This is a genomic window from Enterococcus sp. AZ179, from assembly GCF_050498885.1.
Lineage (GTDB): Bacteria > Bacillota > Bacilli > Lactobacillales > Enterococcaceae > Enterococcus_D > Enterococcus_D entomosocium.
On the sequence record NZ_JBMHEO010000001.1, the window covers coordinates 1,908,391 to 1,926,502 of the forward strand.

The 18,112-nt window shown below is 44.9% G+C and carries 17 protein-coding genes; 11 read left to right on the plus strand and 6 right to left on the minus strand.

Annotated elements, in window-relative coordinates; translation table 11 throughout:
- The first annotated feature begins 157 nt into the window (after window positions 1-157).
- Window positions 158-2,989, plus strand: coding sequence for an endo-beta-N-acetylglucosaminidase (locus tag IGI88_RS09035; protein WP_429960363.1), 2,832 nt, complete (start codon window positions 158-160; stop codon window positions 2,987-2,989).
- Between the two features lie 131 nt (window positions 2,990-3,120).
- Here IGI88_RS09035 and IGI88_RS09040 read toward each other — a convergent pair whose 3' ends face one another.
- Genes IGI88_RS09040 through IGI88_RS09055 form a run of 4 tightly spaced genes read right to left on the minus strand, consistent with a single transcriptional unit; the run spans window position 3,121 to window position 6,522 of the window.
- The gene (locus IGI88_RS09040) at window positions 3,121-3,783 is read right to left on the minus strand and encodes an ABC transporter permease (protein WP_005227316.1); all 663 of its coding nucleotides are present in this window, start codon (window positions 3,781-3,783) and stop codon (window positions 3,121-3,123) included.
- 4 nt (window positions 3,784-3,787) lie between these two features.
- Complete coding sequence (locus IGI88_RS09045; protein WP_010748740.1) at window positions 3,788-4,708, minus strand: osmoprotectant ABC transporter substrate-binding protein; 921 nt, start codon at window positions 4,706-4,708, stop codon at window positions 3,788-3,790.
- Window positions 4,708-5,343, minus strand: a complete 636-nt coding sequence (locus IGI88_RS09050) for an ABC transporter permease (protein ID WP_016609633.1) — start codon at window positions 5,341-5,343, stop codon at window positions 4,708-4,710. The genes IGI88_RS09045 and IGI88_RS09050 overlap by 1 nt, the downstream gene beginning before the upstream one ends.
- A gap of 3 nt (window positions 5,344-5,346) precedes the next feature.
- Complete coding sequence (locus tag IGI88_RS09055) at window positions 5,347-6,522, minus strand: betaine/proline/choline family ABC transporter ATP-binding protein (RefSeq protein ID WP_005227327.1); 1,176 nt, start codon at window positions 6,520-6,522, stop codon at window positions 5,347-5,349.
- A gap of 352 nt (window positions 6,523-6,874) precedes the next feature.
- Between IGI88_RS09055 and queA the strand changes: the two genes are divergently transcribed.
- Window positions 6,875-7,906 carry a tRNA preQ1(34) S-adenosylmethionine ribosyltransferase-isomerase QueA gene (gene queA / locus IGI88_RS09060; protein ID WP_005227329.1) on the plus strand — a complete coding sequence of 344 codons (1,032 nt, stop codon included), beginning with the start codon at window positions 6,875-6,877 and terminating at the stop codon, window positions 7,904-7,906.
- 451 nt (window positions 7,907-8,357) lie between these two features.
- On the opposite strand, the gene IGI88_RS09065 is transcribed toward queA, so the two are convergent.
- Complete coding sequence (locus IGI88_RS09065) at window positions 8,358-9,068, minus strand: DUF975 family protein (protein WP_429960364.1); 711 nt, start codon at window positions 9,066-9,068, stop codon at window positions 8,358-8,360.
- Window positions 9,069-9,266: 198 nt separating this feature from the next.
- Between IGI88_RS09065 and tgt the strand changes: the two genes are divergently transcribed.
- Both tgt and yajC read left to right on the plus strand, forming a co-directional pair.
- Entirely contained in the window at window positions 9,267-10,412 is a 1,146-nt protein-coding gene (gene tgt, locus IGI88_RS09070; protein WP_005227333.1) for a tRNA guanosine(34) transglycosylase Tgt, read from the plus strand.
- Window positions 10,413-10,495: 83 nt separating this feature from the next.
- Window positions 10,496-10,837, plus strand: coding sequence for a preprotein translocase subunit YajC (yajC, locus tag IGI88_RS09075; protein ID WP_005232170.1), 342 nt, complete (start codon window positions 10,496-10,498; stop codon window positions 10,835-10,837).
- 131 nt (window positions 10,838-10,968) lie between these two features.
- Here the strand turns inward: yajC and IGI88_RS09080 are convergent, their stop codons facing one another.
- Window positions 10,969-11,400, minus strand: coding sequence for an Hsp20/alpha crystallin family protein (locus tag IGI88_RS09080; RefSeq protein WP_142437207.1), 432 nt, complete (start codon window positions 11,398-11,400; stop codon window positions 10,969-10,971).
- Window positions 11,401-11,647: 247 nt separating this feature from the next.
- Here IGI88_RS09080 and IGI88_RS09085 point away from each other — a divergent pair, with 247 nt between their 5' ends.
- From IGI88_RS09085 to IGI88_RS09115, 7 genes are all read left to right on the plus strand, one after another.
- Window positions 11,648-12,490: a YitT family protein gene (locus tag IGI88_RS09085; protein ID WP_142437208.1), complete on the plus strand. Its 843-nt coding sequence runs from the start codon at window positions 11,648-11,650 to the stop codon at window positions 12,488-12,490.
- A gap of 26 nt (window positions 12,491-12,516) precedes the next feature.
- A complete protein-coding gene (locus IGI88_RS09090; protein ID WP_016611378.1) occupies window positions 12,517-13,245 on the plus strand; it encodes a GntR family transcriptional regulator, LSA1692 subfamily in 729 nt (242 codons plus the stop codon).
- Between the two features lie 25 nt (window positions 13,246-13,270).
- Window positions 13,271-14,572 (plus strand): Sapep family Mn(2+)-dependent dipeptidase, encoded by a 1,302-nt coding sequence (locus tag IGI88_RS09095; protein ID WP_016619682.1) that lies wholly within the window; start codon window positions 13,271-13,273, stop codon window positions 14,570-14,572.
- 124 nt (window positions 14,573-14,696) lie between these two features.
- Window positions 14,697-15,644 (plus strand): N(4)-(beta-N-acetylglucosaminyl)-L-asparaginase, encoded by a 948-nt coding sequence (locus IGI88_RS09100; protein ID WP_086299062.1) that lies wholly within the window; start codon window positions 14,697-14,699, stop codon window positions 15,642-15,644.
- Between the two features lie 39 nt (window positions 15,645-15,683).
- A complete protein-coding gene (locus tag IGI88_RS09105) occupies window positions 15,684-16,016 on the plus strand; it encodes a PTS sugar transporter subunit IIB (protein WP_005227348.1) in 333 nt (110 codons plus the stop codon).
- Window positions 16,017-16,084: 68 nt separating this feature from the next.
- A complete protein-coding gene (gene celB, locus IGI88_RS09110; RefSeq protein ID WP_429960365.1) occupies window positions 16,085-17,437 on the plus strand; it encodes a PTS cellobiose transporter subunit IIC in 1,353 nt (450 codons plus the stop codon).
- A gap of 17 nt (window positions 17,438-17,454) precedes the next feature.
- Window positions 17,455-17,973 carry a GrdB-related putative oxidoreductase gene (locus IGI88_RS09115; RefSeq protein WP_005232156.1) on the plus strand — a complete coding sequence of 173 codons (519 nt, stop codon included), beginning with the start codon at window positions 17,455-17,457 and terminating at the stop codon, window positions 17,971-17,973.
- The last annotated feature ends 139 nt before the right edge of the window (window positions 17,974-18,112 follow it).

Here is an 18,112-nt window from a genome sequence, read left to right on the forward strand (position 1 = left end):
AGCTTTCCTAAAAGGAGGCTCTTTTTTCTTCGAAACCTAACCTTCTTGGATTTGTTGCATGATTTCTTTAATTTGTTCCTATATTACTACCTTTGAAAGCGTTATCGTTTTAGTGTAGGAATGTTGGCGGGTTTATGTAAAACAAGGAGGAAGAAGTGTGACAAGGAAAATCAGTAAAGTTGGCGTATCTTTGTTGGTATTGGCAGCGGCAACGGCAATCGGCGGCTGCACCCAAAGTGAGGCGAAGACAACTGGAAAAGTCGTTTACCAAGAAACAGCCAAAAGTACGTTGGAAAAAGCGATGGACAATCAGCCGGAGTCGTCTTATTGGTTCCCAGAGGATTTGTTGGCATGGTCTTTTGAAAAAGATCCAGATGCGAAATACAATACCAGCGTTGTTCCATTAGCGCAGCGGGCAGCTAAAGAGACGTTGCCGAAGATGAATGACACGCAAACGGCAGAAACCAAAGTCGTGGCGCTTTCGATCATGAATAGCAGTACGAGCGGCAATGCACCACGTGGGATCAATACCTTTGATGCCAATGTCTTTTCTTATTGGCAATACATCGATCAATTGGTTTATTGGGGCGGCTCTTCTGGCGAAGGGATCATCGTACCGCCAAGTCCTGATGTAACAGATGCTGCTCATAGGAATGGCGTGCCTGTTTTAGGAACGATCTTCTTTCCGCAAACTGCCCATGGTGGGAAGCTGGAATGGCTAGATACGTTTTTAGCTAAGGATGAGGACGGCAATTTTCCGATCGTAGAAAAAATGATCGAAGTTGCCAATACGTATGGCTTTGATGGCTGGTTCATCAACCAAGAAACCGATACGGCGGTCACTAGTTTTGATGATGCAGCGGAAGGTGTCGAACAATCGGGGACTGATGGTAAGGGACTAAATGAAAGCCACGCCAAAGCGATGCAAGAATTGATCGCCCAATTCAAAGAACAAGCCGACGAGCATTTAGAGATCATGTGGTATGATTCCATGACGAGTGATGGGAAAATGGATTGGCAAAACGCGTTGACGGATAAGAACAAAGCCTATTTGGTGGATGCAGAGATGAACCCATTGGCAGATAGTATGTTCTTGAATTTCTGGTGGACTACTGACAAACTGGCGGACAAAGAGTTGCTGAAGGCCTCCAATGAAAAAGCCCGTGAAATCGGTGTCGATCCTTACGATCTTTTTGCTGGGATCGATGTACAAGAAAATGGCTATGCAACGCCTGTGCGCTGGGATCTGTTTACGGATGAAAAAGGCGTTCCTTATACCTCATTGGGCCTGTATGTGCCTAGCTGGACCTATTCTTCTGCTAGTACGCCGGATGATTTCCAAAGCAAAGAGAATGCTTTTTGGGTCAATAACACGGGCGATCCTCGGGAAAGCCAGCTGCCAGAAGCGACAGAGTGGCCTGGAATCTCCACGTATGCCCTGGAACAGACCGCTATCACAGAGCTGCCTTTTGTGACGAATTTTAGTCTGGGGAATGGCTACAACTATTTTATCGACGGAGAAAAAGTGTCCAGCCGCAATTGGAACAACCGAAGCTTGCAAGCTGTTTTGCCGACCTATCGTTGGGTCTTTGACCACGGAAAAGACAATGATTTGGCTGTATCAATCAATTATGCGGATGCCTATAATGGCGGAAATGCACTGAAACTACGTGGACAGATGACAAAAGGCAGTACCAGTCACATGGCATTGTATCAGACAGCATTTCCTGTGACGAAAAAGACGAAGCTGACGACGACTGTCAAAGCAACGGTACCGACAGCTCTTGATTTGGTCGTGACCTTAGCCGATGGTTCGACACAAACGATCAAAGGAGACAAAGAGGTCGCAGCAGACTGGACGACGATTACTTACTCATTGAAAGACATCAAAGGGGAAGTGACAGCGATCGGTTATGACATAACCACTGAAGAGACCAGTGATGTCTATGAGTTGAATCTAGGGCAATTAACGATCGGAGATCAGAAAGCGGAGAAATTCGCTGCCGAAGCATTGACGGTTGAGGATGTGCTCTTTGATGAGGAAGAGGGCAACTATGCGGGTGTCCGTTTAACGTGGGAAGCTGCCAAGGACAAGACAGCTGCGGTTTATGAGGTCTACCAATTGAACGATGACGGCTCACGCTCCTTCTTAGCAGCTACGCCAGCAACCAACCACTATTTGAATGCCGTTGAACGACCAAAAGGGACGAAAACCAAGTTCGCGGTGGTGGCAGTGGATCGCTATGGCAATCGCGGCAAGCTATCCGATACGGTGGAGATCACTTGGCCGAACAATCAGCTACCAAAAGCAGCCTTTACAGCCTCTAAAACTTTAGCGGCACCGGGGGAAACGATCACCTTCACGAATACCTCATCTGCGAATGCCGAAGCATTTGAATGGACGTTTGAAGGCGGCGATATCACCAGCAGTACAGAAGAAAATTCCCAAGTGACCTATTCGGAACCAGGTACCTACAAAGTCACGCTTGTTGCCAAAAACGAAGCAGGAGAGACCCCTCTGGAAATGGCGGGATTGATCACGATTTCTGCTGATGCGCCGAAAGAGTTGCTGCTGCTTTCAAAAGATGCCGAAGCAACTGCTTCATCGTTTGTCAATGATGCCGAAGCACCAGCTTTTGCCCTGGATGGTGATTTGAGTACGAAGTGGTGTGCGACAGGCAATGCGCCTCATGAGTTGATGATCGATCTCGGTCGACCACAAACGGTCAGTGAAGTACGCCTCGCCCATGCGGAAGCTGGTGGAGAAGGCCCAGACATGAATACGCGGGCGTATACGGTGCTCGTCAGTGAAGATGGCAAAGACTATGAGCCAGTTTCACGAACGTTGAAAAATGAAGCGGGCAATAGCACCAATACGTTTGCCGTCAAGAAGGTGCAATATGTAAAAATCAGTATCGATAAACCAACACAAGGAGCAGACTCAGCAGCCCGAATCTATGAAGTCGAAGTATACGGAATGGATAAATAGCAAAAAAGAGCAGGGCGTTAACCCTAAGAAGGGAAGCGGCTGAAGCGATACTTTTCTGAAAAATGACCGAACCAAAAAAGCCGTTGCGACCAATAAATGGTCACAACGGCTTTTGCTTTTTTCCAATAAGTTTAGCGTGAAGTACGGCTGGCTGGATCTAAGCGGCGTTCAATAAAGCTTAATCCAAGATCCGTAATGATCGCCATCAAGGCAGTTGGTAAAGCACCGGCTAAGATGATCGATGCACCATCTGTCGCATTGGTTCCGCGGATGATGATGTCCCCCAGTCCACCAGCGCCAACGAAAGCGCCAATAGCGGTGATACCGATCGCCACGACTAAGGCGTTTCGAATCCCTGCCATGATCACCGAAACAGACAATGGCAATTCGATCATATACAATCGCTGCCAGCTAGTCATCCCCATCCCTTTGCCGACATCTAACGTATTGCGGTCGACTTGGCGCATGCCGGTATAGGTATTTTTGATGATCGGTAACAAAGAATAAAGGAAAATCGTTAAAATCACGACATTCACACCTAAGCCCATGCCGATCATTAAAATCGAGATCATCGCTAAAGATGGAATCGTCTGGATGATATTGGCGAAACGAATCACCCAATCTGCCAAACGCATTTTTTTAGAAATCAAGATCCCGATTGGAATCCCGACGATCGAGGCAAAAAGTACCCCGTAGATTGAAATCAAGAAGTGACGAATGAACTGAGCAAAAACATAGCCGCCATTTTCTTGAAAATAGAAAAGAAATTGTTGGAATAAATTCATGTCTGCCATTTCGTCACTCTCCTTCGAAGTAATTATTTTCTTCTAAGAAACGTTCGGCAACTACCGTTGGTTCTAGAAGGTCATTATCCACTTGGTAATTCAATTCTTGCATTTTTTCGGTATCGATTTTGCCTGCTAATTTGTTCAGGGCATCGCCGATTTCAGGTGTTTCTTTCAACAATTTGTCATCGACGATCGGTGCGGCATCATAAGGCGGGAAGAAGTTTAGATCGTCTTCTAGCATCACGAGATCGTAACTGCCGATCCGGCCGTCGGTTGAGTACCCTAAAACGATATCCATTTTTCCGTTATCAACAGCATCATAGACGAGACCGATCTGCATCGGTAGGATATTTTGGAAAGAGAACCCATAGGCTTTCTGGAAGCCATCGTACCCATCGCCGACCCGTGTGATCCACGCGGTATCGACCCCTGCAACCAATTGATCTGCGACATCTTTCAAGTCACTGACTTTTTCCAATCCGTATTCTTCGGCAGTGTCTTTCCTGACAAGAAAGACATACGTGTTATCAAAGCCGTAAGAAGGGAACCAAGTCTGTTGGTACCGTTGCTCAAATTCTGATTTGACTTTGTCAAAGGCGGCTTGCGGATCAGATTCTGGTTCCAAACCTAACGTCGTGGTCAAGTCAGTTCCTGTGTAGCGAGCAGCTGAGATCGACGCATCGCCATTCATCATCGCTTGGTGATTGATGGTCGTTGTTGCTAAGTTGTTAATGACGGTTGTGTTTTTATCCGTATAGTGTTCGACCATACCGGCAACCACTGCGCCAAGAATTTGGGCTTCGGAAGTGATCCCACCTGTGATCGCCACGGTATTCTCATCAGAAGTCGAGGCTAAACCGGGAAAGGAACAGCCGGACAGTAAAGCGACACCTAAGGAAAACAACAGCGCTAATTTTGAAGTTTTTTTCATTACGCATCCCCCCTTAAGGCAGCTGGTGTCAGTTTGTTTTCTAACAAACCCAGTAACCAGTCAGCTAATAAAGCAAAGATCGTCACTGGAATCGTCCCAGCAAAAATCAAAGGCGGTTGGTAGTTGTTTAGTCCGCTAAAGATCAAATCACCAAGTCCACCGGCGCCAATGTAAGAAGCCAAGGTAGCCCAGGCTAAAACATACACGGCCGATAAGCGGATCCCTGCCATGATCGTTGGGATCGCTAGGGGTAATTCCACACTGATGATCGACTGCAAGTTGGTCATCCCCATCCCTTTGGCAACATCGCGGTAATTCCAATCGACTTTTTTCATTCCAATGTAGGTATTTCGCAAAATCGGCAACAAGGAATAAATGAAAAGAGCGACGATAGCAGGGACTTTTCCGACACCTAAAATCGGGATCATCAATGCCAATAGTGCCAAAGAAGGCACGGTTTGCAGCGCACTGGTGATGCCGATCACGACCGTTGCTGCTTTGGGGAAACGGGTCAAGATCACACCGATCGGTACAGCAACAAGAATCCCTAAGAGCAAAGCCGCAAAGGAGATATACAAATGTTCGAGACTTTTGGTGACCAATTGGCCGCCATATTCATTAAAGAAGCTTTGCATGCGCTAGACCTCCTCAGTTTCTTCAGGTTTCGCCGACTCAATGGCTTCCATGATCGATGGCTCATCGCCCCAAATCACGTCATAAACGATATCAACTAAGGAAGCACGGGTCAAAATCCCGACTAAATGTTTGTCGGCATCTACTACCGGCACATATTTTAAGCCCCGTTTTAAGATGCGTTGCAAGGTATCCCGCAACAAGGCGGTTTCGCGAACGAAAAAGACATCTTTGTTCAAGATATCGCCGACACTAGTAACTTTGCCACGGTTGCGGTCGATGGATTCGACATCGATGTAGCCTTTTAGCACGTTGCTATTGTCGGTAACAAGCAAGGTATCGACCCGTTTTTCCCGCATCAAGTGAATCGCTTCTTGTAAGGATTTTTCTGGTGTGATAGCGATCGGGGTATTTAACATTACGTCTTTGACTGGCGTCGTGTCAGGTTTTGCTTGTAACAAGCGGTCTTCACCGATCAACTCTTCCACAAACGGTGTTGCTGGGTGTTGCAGAATATTTTCTGGTGTATCAAATTGAATGACTTTTCCTTCACTCATGATCACGATACGGCTAGCAAGCTTCAATGCTTCGTCCATATCATGGGTAACGAAGACGACGGTTTTTCCAAGCCGTTCTTGCAAGTCTTTGACCAAATCTTGTAGGGAATCACGAGTGATTGGGTCTAGTGCGCCAAAAGGCTCATCCATTAAAATGACATCTTGGTCAGCTGCCAAGGCACGGACAACACCGATCCGTTGCTGTTGCCCCCCAGACAATTCGTTGGGGTAACGGTCGAGCATTTCTCGCGGCAATTCCACCAAGTCGATCATGCGCTCGGCAGTTTTGTTGCGTTCTTCTTGGCTGACTTTTAACAATTTTTGAACCAATGTGATGTTTTCCCGAATCGTCATGTGAGGCATCAAACCGATGCTTTGGATCACATAGCCGATTTGACGGCGCAATTCCACGGGGTTGATCTCTGTAACACTTTTTCCATTGATCAAGATTTTTCCTTTAGAAGGATCCGTCATACGGTTGATCATCCGCATACAAGTCGTCTTTCCGCTACCACTTGTCCCGATGAAGCAAATGAATTCGCCTTTTTCAAAGGAAAGATTCACATCTTCAACAGCGACTTTACCACCTTTGTAAATTTTGGATACCTGCTGAAACTCAATCATGATGTCACCTCTATTTTTATTTAAGCAATCTGAATAATGGCTTATAATCTGTACTAAGTATGCCGAAAAGTCACGTGTTATTCAAATAATCTGCCCATTTTTTTCATAATTGTATAGACAAAACTGAAAATAGCGCCATAAGCAAGTCCAAATTAAGGAGCGATGCATAGAGAAAAGAAGCAGCGGAAATATGTCGTTATTTTTCATTGGGAAAAGGGGTGCTTTTTTGTAGAACGCCTTGGCAGCAGTCTCTTTATTTTTTTCTAAGAAAGGGCAGAATTAAAAGCTGTTTTTTCAATTTTTATAAAAACATGCTAGAATAGAGAAGAATTTAGGGAAAGAGAGGAACAACATGCTTACAACTGAAGATTTTGATTTTGACTTACCGGAAGAACTGATCGCTCAAACGCCATTAAGTGATCGCTCAAGTTCCCGTTTATTAGTGGTTGACCGCGAGACTGGCAAATTTGAGGACAAGCACTTCTATAACATCATTGATGAATTGGCACCCGGTGATGCCTTGGTGATGAATGATACGCGGGTGCTACCAGCTCGTATTTATGGCGAAAAACAAGAAACAGGTGCCCATCTGGAAATCCTTTTACTGAACAATATTGAAGGGGATACGTGGGAAACCTTGATCAAGCCAGCCAAAAGAGCCAAAGTCGGCACGAAGATCACCTTCGGCGACGGACGATTAGAGGCAGTGGTGGAAGAAGAGCTCGATCACGGCGGCCGGATCATTCGTTTTCAATACAAAGGAATCTTTTTAGAGATTCTGGAATCACTTGGCGAAATGCCGTTACCGCCTTACATCAAAGAACGGCTAGAAGACCCAGACCGCTATCAAACGGTTTATGCCAAAGAAAACGGCTCAGCGGCCGCACCAACTGCCGGCTTGCATTTTACCCCAGAATTGCTAGAGCAGATTGCAGCGAAAGGCGTCAAGCTGGTTTATCTGACTTTGCACGTTGGTTTAGGAACGTTTCGTCCAGTCAGTGTCGATAATATCGCTGATCATGAGATGCACAGCGAATTTTACCGTTTGACAGAAGAAGCTGCCGCACAATTGAACGAGGTTCGGGCAAATGGTGGCAAGATCGTTGCAGTCGGAACGACTTCGATCCGTACATTAGAAACCATTGGGACTAAGTTTGATGGGCAAATCAAAGCCGATAGTGGGTGGACGAGTATTTTTATCACGCCAGGCTATCAGTTTAAAATCGTGGAAGCTTTTTCTACCAATTTCCACCTACCAAAATCAACCTTAGTGATGTTAGTCAGTGCCTTTGCAGGACGCGACCTAACACTTTCTGCCTACCAGCATGCCATCGATGAGCGATATCGCTTCTTTAGCTTTGGCGATGCGATGTTCTTAAAATAAACAAAAAAACTGAGCGACGTAAGCGGCTCTTTAAGTTGAATCAATTTCTCAACTTTTAGAACTGCTTTTTTTTGTCGCCCAGCTTACTACTAGAGGAAGGTATAAGTGGTGGTCGCTTTTTGTGGTCCATGCAAAGCAATGTTTCTCGAAAATTTGTTTTCATTTACAAACTTACACATGTTTCGTGTATTCCGATACAAAATGAGACGTATCATTTTTCGATATGGAAATGTTCGATCCTTGTTACGTTTTTCTTCTTGTTACTTTACACGTTTGGTACTAGGTGAAACTTGTACGTTCAACAACTTTTAGTAGATTGAGTTTGCGATATTTACGAAAACCACCAACAGAGTTGCTACCTTCCTTACACTTATACTATAACACGAAACGGAAGCGTTTGCAAAAGAAAACGATTCTTTTCTTCAAAAAAAAAGACCGGCGAACCGATCTTTTAAGCAAGTGCTCGTTTAGGCAGATTGTCATAGAATGCTGCTTTGGTTGCACTGATGTATGGCGTCAACCATAAGTAGCCAATTCCTGCTGTCATGATGGCCAAAATGTGCCAGCCGATGAAGCTCAGATCAAGGATGAACAGTTGACCTTTGTAGCCTTTCATTAAATGACGGCTCCCCGTGATACAGATGAGAAAATCTGGCCGCATGCCCGTTTCTTCATAGGTATCATAAAAGACAAAATACGCTTGAGAATAAGAATAAGCTTTAATGATCCCTGGAATGATAAACAGGAATGTCCACAGTGTCGTGAAAATAGTCGACAGAATATAGATGACGATGATCCCTAACACGAAAGCGCCACTGAAGCCACGAAAGACATCAGAAAAAGGCTGGATCGATTGCTTCTTACCGCGTAAAATGTCAAGGAAAGTCCAAGAGATCCCAGCACCGAATAAGGCAGAAAATAGACCGCTGATCAAACCGCCACCACTGCCGCCGCCACTTCCTCCTGCGGAATTGACTGCATCAGTGGAACCAAGATCATTAAACATACCGCTTTGATACAATGGAATAACAGCAAGAACGATAATGACGAGTGCGATAGCGATCGAGATCAAAGTCGGTACAATACACATCAAAACACTGTCTTTCCAGCGGCCTCTCAGGATTGCTTTTGCTTCTGCTTTTAGTTCTCTATTTGATTTCATTTCAAAAAACCTCCCTTCAATATAAATAACATGATAGCAAACTTTCGCTAAATCTTCAAAAAAAAGTAATAGATGTTTCGCATAACTAGGAGAAAATACTCTTAGTTTCTTTAAACTTCCTTGCAAAATGTAAGGGCAACCCTTATCATAGATAGCGTTGCACAGTTAATTGAGTTTAGAGAGAAAGTAGGGAAATGAATGACGGAACCAGCCATTCGTTATCGTCTGATAAAGAAAGAAAAGCATACCGGTGCCCGTTTAGGCGAACTGATCACGCCTCACGGAACCTTTCCAACGCCAATGTTCATGCCAGTCGGCACATTAGCAACGGTTAAAACCCTTGCCCCTGAAGAGTTGAAAGAAATGGGTGCAGGCGTCATTTTAAGCAATACCTATCACTTGTGGTTGCGTCCAGGAGAAGACATTGTTGCAGAAGCAGGCGGCTTACATAAATTTATGAATTGGGATCAACCGATCTTAACAGATTCAGGTGGTTTCCAAGTCTTTTCATTAGCCGAAATGCGCAACATCGTCGAAGAAGGTGTCCATTTCAAAAACCATTTGAATGGGTCGAAAATGTTTTTATCTCCTGAAAAAGCGATTGATATCCAAAACAAATTAGGATCAGATATCATGATGAGTTTTGATGAGTGTCCGCCATTTGATGAAAGCTATGACTACGTCAAAAAATCGGTGGAACGGACGTCTCGCTGGGCAGAACGTGGCTTGAAAGCTCATGCCAATCCAGATCGTCAAGGCTTGTTTGGGATCATTCAAGGTGCAGGCTTTGAAGACTTGCGCAAGCAGAGTGCCCAAGACTTGATTAGTATGGACTTCCCAGGTTATTCTATCGGCGGCCTGTCAGTTGGCGAACCAAAAGCGGAAATGAATCGCGTGTTGGAATTTACGACTCCTTGGATTCCAGAAAATAAACCACGTTACCTGATGGGCGTTGGGGCAGCTGACTCCTTGATCGATGGCGTGATTCGCGGTGTCGATATGTTCGACTGCGTTTTACCAACACGGATCGCAAGAAACGGTACCTGTATGACTTCAAAAGGTCGTTTAGTCGTGAAAAATGCGCAATATGCCCGTGACTTTCGACCAATTGACGAGAAGTGTGATTGCTATACATGTAAAAACTATTCTCGTGCGTACATCCGCCACTTGATCAAATGTGATGAAACCTTTGGTATGCGTTTGACGTCTTACCACAATGTCTACTTCTTATTGAATCTGATGAAAAATGTCCGTCAAGCCATCATGGATGACAACTTGTTGGAGTTCCGTGAGCATTTTATTGAAGAGTATGGGTTCAACAAGGAAAATGCGAGGAATTTCTAACATTCTCTACTAAAATGGTGGGAATAATAGAGGAATTCTGATAAAGTATCTTATAGGAAAGAAAATAAATCGAGGTGAAAAAAATGGCACAATCTTTACCAATGCTCTTTATGCTGGTTGCTTTAGTGGCAATGTGGTTCTTTATGAGTCGTTCACAAAAGAAACAACAGCAAGAGCGTAAAAATCTTTTAGAAAATATGAAAGCTGGCGATGAAGTCGTAACCATCGGCGGACTCCACGGTGTTCTTTCTGAAGTCAACACAGAAAAAAGCACCGTGATCATCGACTGTGAAGGAATTTTCTTAGAGTTTGATCGTTCAGCGATCCGCACAGTGAAACCTGGAACTGTTGCATCCGTTGAGACACAAATCGAACCAGCTGATGTCGAAGACGCAACGAGCATCCAAGACGAAACCAAAGAATAAGCACAAACGCACCGTCGCTTTCTCAGAAGCGATGGTGCGTTTTTTTAGTAGTCGGACAGTTTCTAAAATAAAACAAGCACCGCAGCAAAACAGAGATCGCTCGTTTTGCTGCGGTGTTTTGATTGGCTTCGCTACTCGATCGGAATCAGTTTCTTTGACGCTTGTTTGCCTTGATCTTTTGGCAACGTCAATTTCAAAATTCCTTCAGCGTAAGAGGCCTTGATTTCATCCTCTTTGACGTTTTCTAACAGGTATTGCCGTCGAACGCTTGTCAAGCTGCGCTCGCTGCGAACCAGACGTCCTTTTTCATCTTCGGTCGCATGATCCGTCTGGTGTTGTCCCGTAATCGTTAAAATCCCATTCTCATAGGTTACTTGAATATTTTCCTTAGGGATTCCAGGCAGTTCTGCTTCAACGAGAAATTCATTGTCATTCTCGTGAATATCGGTTTTGATCAGGTTCGATGGAAACCCATCAAAAAAACTGCGGCCAAAATCTTCAAAGAAATCAAAAGGTGTCATACTGTATGAATCTGAGCGGCGTGGCACAATCTCATGTGTCATAAGAATCATCCTTTCTTTGTTCTTTTGTTTTTACACTTTTTATTTTATTCATTTTTCAGAGAATCTCAAGTGATTTACTCACTTTAAAAAAATCTTAAAAAACCTTTGATACCAACGTTTTACTCCTTGATTTTGGCGTTTTTTTACATTGCTTTGTTTCCATTTCCGCCTTCATTTCGCCTGCTTTTTTTGCGTGACAGTATATACTTAATGATATATACTAAAAGCGAAGTGGAGGAGGGAAAACATGGCATGTTATAGAAAACGAATGCTTGTTGCTTTGATCTATGCATTGTTGTCGTCGATTGCTCTAAATCTCTTTTGGCTGCCGGGAAATATTTATGCGAGTGGGATCACTGGTTTGTCGCAATTGTTGTCGCAGCTTTTAGACGAGCAGTTGAATCTGCAGCTTTCGATCCCGCTTTTGGTGCTTTTTTTTAATGCGCCATTGTTAGCGGTTGCTTGGGTCAAAATCGATCGAGAATTTACCATCATGACGGTTTGTACCGTCGTCCTGTCTTCTGTTATGATGAAGGTGGTACCGGTCATTGCTTTAACGACCGATCCGGTGATCTGTGCCGTGTTCGGCGGATTGCTGCACGGGGTGTCGGTGGGCTTGACATTGAACGACGATTTTTCAACGGGTGGGCTTGATATTTTAGGGATTTTAGTGAAAAAAGCCACTGGTAGAAGTATCGGCAGTTTCTTTATCGGCTTCAATGTCAGTTTGCAGCTAGCAGCCGGGCTGATCTTTGGCTGGCCCTATGCTTTTTATAGTGCCATTTCCTTCTTCATCAGTGGGCGGATGGTCGACTACGTCAACCTGAAGCAGCGGCGTGTGCAGCTGCTGGTCGTTACAGAAAAAGCAGAACCCGTCATTACGACGCTGCAATGTGCCTTGCAGCGAGGCATCACGGTCATCAACGATGTCGAAGGTGGATTTGATCATCAACAGAAAAAACTATTATTACTTGTCATTTCCCATAGAGAACTCAAGACCGTCGAAGGCATGATCCAAGGAATCGATGAACAAGCGTTTGTCAGTGTTTCTTCTGGCGTCAGTGCCAATCGATCGTTTTATGAATGGTAGCAAAGTGAAAGAAAGTAGGAGAGACGTTGAAAAAACAAGCAGTATTTCAAGAAGTTGCCCAGCAGATTGCGCAACGGGTTCATGAAGGTACGTACGTGACGAGCCAAAAACTTCCTTCCGATTATGATTTAGCAGAGGAATTTCAGTGCAGCCGTTTAACGGTGCGCAAAGCCATCGATCTATTGATTGGCCAGAATTTGTTGGTGAAAGAAAAAGGCAAAGGAACCTATGTCATGAAACAGCCCAAGATCCAAAGCGGCTCCGGCGGCCTTCAAAGTTTTACTGAAACTGCAAAGGTCCAAGGGAAAAAGACCCGTACGGAAGTTCTGCATATCGAAACCGTCAAAGAGCTCCCGATAGAGATTGGTCAGTTGTTTGGTGATTACGCCAAGGAACCGATCGTTTATTTGGTGCGCTTGCGTTACTTTGATGATGAGCCGATGACGGTGGAAAATCTTTACGTACTGAAACGCTATCTGCAAGAAGGCACCGCAGAACTCACGAAAGCTCAATTAGAGTCGTCTTTATATCAAGTCATTGAAGCCAACATCGAGATTGGTTATTCCCATCAAGAGGTGGAAGCTGTGAAAAGTCCTGCCGATATTGCGAAACTTTTACAGGTGCCTCAAGAGGAACCGATGCTTTTGGTCCATTCGATGACCTATTCCGCATCAGCCAAACCGATCTTATACGATACATCCTATTACCGAGCAGACAAATATACCTTCAAAAATACATTAGTTCGTCAAAAATAAAATCAATCCTTTAGAGGTGAAGACAGTGGATCCACTCACAGCAAGTATTGAAGCCAATTGGTCAGAATTTCTCACGCTTTTGAGCGAAGTGATGCAGATTGCAAGCGTCAAAGGTGAGCCGGCGCCCCATGCGCCTTATGGCAAGGGACCACGAGAAGTGTTAGCATACGTCATGGAAAAAAGCGCAGCATACGGGTTTCAAACAACGGTCATTGATGATGCAATCGGCTATGCCCATTGGGGACCAACGGATACCGACTATATCGGTGTGTTAGGACACTTGGATGTCGTGCCGGCAGGTTCTGGCTGGAGCTATCCACCGTTTGCACTAACTGAAAAGGACGGCAACTTTTATGGCCGAGGGATTTTAGACAACAAAGGCCCAATCATCAGCTGTTTGTTTGCCATGAAATTGTTGAAAGACCTTGGTCATCAACCGCAATTACCGCTGCGGATCATTTTCGGTACAGATGAAGAAAGCGGTATGTCGGATATCCCGCATTATCTAGCGGCTGAGCAGCCACCGCGTTTTGGTTTTACGCCAGACTGCAAGTACCCAGTGGTTTACGGCGAACGAGGTGTCGTCAATGTGCAACTTGATTTTCCGTTGCCCGCCCAAGAACAGCAGCTGTTAGCGGCGTTTTCTGGCGATCAATTCCGCGATCATGTGCCAGACCACCTATCGGTAACCATAGGCAGCCAGTCCTTTGAAGCACTAGGCAAACGCTCCCCTAGCAATGCCCCTGAGCTAGGGGACAATGCCATTACAAAGCTTGCCCAGCAAGCAGCACCGCAACTAGCGGCGACACCGTCCTTGCAAGCAGCTTTGCAGTGGATCGCCCAAAGTTTTCACCAGCAGCACTATGGCGAAGGCGTTGATTTGGTACTAGAAGATGCTGATTCAGGAAAGTTGATCTTGACCCCTGTGGTTCTCCAAAAATCCGCCAGTGGACTAGCGTTAGAAGTGGCCTTTCGCTATCCTGTATCGGTAACGGAGGAACAAGTACTCGCTGGGGTGCAAAAGGCATTGCCAGAAGGGGCAAGCCTTACGATCCTTCGCAGCATTCCGGGGTTCTGCCGATCAAAAGATGCCCCCGAAATCCAAACGCTATCGACGATCTATCACCAAGTAACGGGCAATGATCCAACCCCCGTGACCACTACAGGAGCAACCTATGCCCGCAAGATGCCAAATATCCTTGCTTTCGGTCCGTCTTTTCCAGGGCAAAAAGGGATCGCTCATAACCAAGATGAGTACATGGCGGTTGCCGATCTACGGATGAATCTTGAAATTTATCTGCGCAGCTTACAAGCACTGACAAAATAAGCGAAGACGCGAACGAAGAAGAGTTTTTCCAATTTTTTTGAGAAACTCTTTTTTTAGTATAGACATAGTAGTATATACCGTATAGAATATACTTGAAAGCGCTATGAAAAATGGAGGGATATTTATGTGGGGAATGATTGCTACATGGCGGATGGCACACGATGGCGTGCTCGCTGCTAAATCACTATTAGAACAACAAGGCTCCTGCCAAGATGCAGTAGAAACAGCCATTAAAGCAGTGGAAGATTATCCATTTTATAAATCGGTGGGGTATGGCGGGCTGCCCAACGAAGAAGGCGTGTTGGAAATGGACGCTGCCTTCATGGATGGTGATACCTTCAAAATTGGTGCCGTCGCTGGGATCGTCGATGTGGAAAATCCTATTTCCGTGGCACGCCGCCTAAGTGAGGAAAAATTCAATAGTTTTCGGATCGGCCAAGGAGCGGTCGCTTATGCGCTTGCCGAAGGATTCCAGCCCAAAGCGATGCTGACACCGCGAGCCAAAACCATTTGGGAAAAGCGCAAAGCAGAGATCGCTGCCAACAACCTCGATCCCTATGACGGCCACGATACAGTGGGAGTAGTTGCGCTAGATGAACACCAAAGTATGGCAGCAGGAACCTCTAGTTCTGGTTTATTTATGAAAAAAAGCGGTCGTGTCGGCGATTCACCTTTATCTGGTTCTGGTTTTTATGTGGATAGTGAAATCGGCGGTGCCGCTGCCACAGGGTTAGGGGAAGACTTGATGAAAGGCTGCCTTTCCTACGAAATCGTCCGTTTGATGGGAGAAGGGCTAGCACCGCAAGAAGCATGTGATCAAGCCGTTTACGACTTTGAAGCGCGATTGAAGAAGCGCTATGGCAAAGCCGGCGCCTTCTCGCTGATCGCCTTAGATAAACAGGGGCGCTGGGGCGTGGCAACCAATGTAGAATTTACCTTTAGTGTCGCAACCACCAATCAAGCGCCAGCTATTTTTATGGCAACGCCAGGACCTGAGCAGACAACCATGATCGAGCCTATTACGAAAGAATGGTTGGAAGCGTATGAAGAACGAATCAAAGCGCCGGTCTAACAACCGCGATTGAGAAAAACAAACATTGGAGGAATGGATATGGCAACGAAAAAAATCTATTTGTTTTGTGAAGCTGGAATGTCAACGAGTATCATGGTCAATAAAATGATGGAAGTCGTCAAAAAGCACAACATGCCTTTGACGATCGAAGCATTCCCTGCAATCCATGCAGAAGAAAAAGTCGAACAAGAAAAACCAGTTGCTATTTTGTTAGGTCCACAAGTACGACACTTAGATAGCAAAATGAAAGCAACTTTCGAGCCAATGGGGATTCCAGTCGGCACGATCGCAACAGAAGCATACGGCATGATGGATGGCGAACGAGCATTGAAAGATGCCTTAAGCTTGATCAAAAAAGCCAAAGCAAAGTAATAAAAGTGTTGGAGTAACAGGGGACTACGTGTTATCTGCCAGATAGCACGCAGATGGGAGGAAGAAAAATGCAGAAATTTTTAAACTGGTTAGAAAAAGTGTTAACACCGATGGCAAAGACGATTGGTGAAAACAAATATTTGATTGCGATTCGTGATGGTTTCTTATTATCCACACCGTTGTTGATCGTGGGTTCACTCTTTTTAGTCTTGACCAATTTTCCGATTCCAAATTGGAACGAGATGATGAGCAGTTTGCTGGGAGACAACTGGGCAACGATGTTGAATATGCCAGCAACAGCCAGCTTTGACATTATGACGATTTTAGCCGTTGGTGGGATCGGGTATAGTTTGGCAAAACAGTTTAAAGTTGATGCCATGCAAGCAGCCATTATTTCACTCGTTTCTTTTTTTATCGTGACACCATTTACGACCGTTTTCACACCAGAAGGCTCTACGGAAGTGTATGAAGTTGGCAGCCTGCCATTACGGTGGATGGGTTCCAGCGGTTTGTTCTTAGGGATGGTCGTTGCCTTGATTTCCACCAGAATGTTCGTTGCGTTATTACGCAAAGGGTGGACGATCAAAATGCCTGACGGTGTTCCCCCAACCGTGGTGAAATCCTTTGAGGCATTGATTCCTAGTTTTGTGATCGTGACGGTTTTTATGATCGCCAACTGGTTAGCCAACTTGACGTCTTATGGCAATCTCCAAGAGATCCTCTTTAAGTTCTTACAGACACCGTTGTTAAGTTTAGGAAATACTTTAGGTGCCATGATCATAGCTTACCTATTTTTGCATTTTTTCTGGTTCTTTGGGATCAATGGTTCCAGTGTGGTCGGTGCCGTCTTCAACCCTATCTTACGGGCATTATCTATTGAAAACTTAGATGCTTTCAAGAATGGCGCAGAAATTCCTAACATCATCACCGGTCAATTTCAAGACATGTTCGCGACCTTTGGCGGGGGCGGTTCGACATTATCTTTGATTTTAGTCATGATCTTAGTCTGTAAAAGCCAAAGGGTCAAAAAACTATCACAGTTATCGTTAATCCCAGGTATTTTCGGGATCAATGAACCAATCATCTTTGGGTTACCAATCGTCTTGAATCCAGTTCTGCTGATTCCTTTTGCTTTAGTGCCAACGATCAATATTATTATCTCTTACTTCTGTATGGATCTTGGGTTAGTCAACTATACCAATGGAATTCAGCTGCCATGGACCACGCCACCGATTATTTCTGGTTTCTTAGTCAGTGGTTGGCAAGCGGCCGTGTTACAAGTCTTGTTGATCCTCTTAGGAATGGCTATTTATTACCCGTTTATCAAAGTCTTAGATAATCAATATCTAAAAGAAGAAGCGGATGCCGTTGAACAAGAAGAGGAAATCAATTTTGATGATTTCGATTTTGATGATCTGTAAGAAAAGAGGCACCGCTCATGAAAAAAATAATTTTGATTCTCAATCATGTCACTGCAGGGATGGGAAGTGATGAAAATGCTCAGTTGCCGCCAAGCGGCAAAAAAGCTGCCCTTGGTCCAGGTCGAACCTTGAATCCACTTTTTCAAGAGCAAGACGCACAAATCGTTGCAACGCTTTATTGTGGTGACCAATATTATCACGAGCATCAAGAAGAAGTGAATAAAAAATTTGTGGGGTTTGCTAAAAAATTTGACGCCGATGCCGTTCTTTGCGGACCTGCGATGCATTATCCTAATTTTGGCGAAATGGCAGCAGGATTGACGAAAGTATTCAATGCACAAGGAATTCCAGGGGCTGCAGCGATGTCAGAGGAAAACCCAGCAGTGGCAATCTATGCCAAAGATATCTATATCTTGAAGATGCCGAAAAAAGGCGGAATCGGATTGAATGATTCCTACAAAAAGATGGCGCATGTTGTTTCCCAGCTTGCCCACGGGAAGCCTCTAACAGAAGCAGACCAAGAAGATTTGTTTTAAAGAGAAAGACGATCAGCGCTGGCTGGTCGTTTTTTTATGAATCAAGCCAAGCATGTTCGATGTAAGACATAAATCGACTAAGCCTGTTGATGATTTGTTTTGATTTACGTAGAATAGATACAAGTTAGGAGGGATTCGG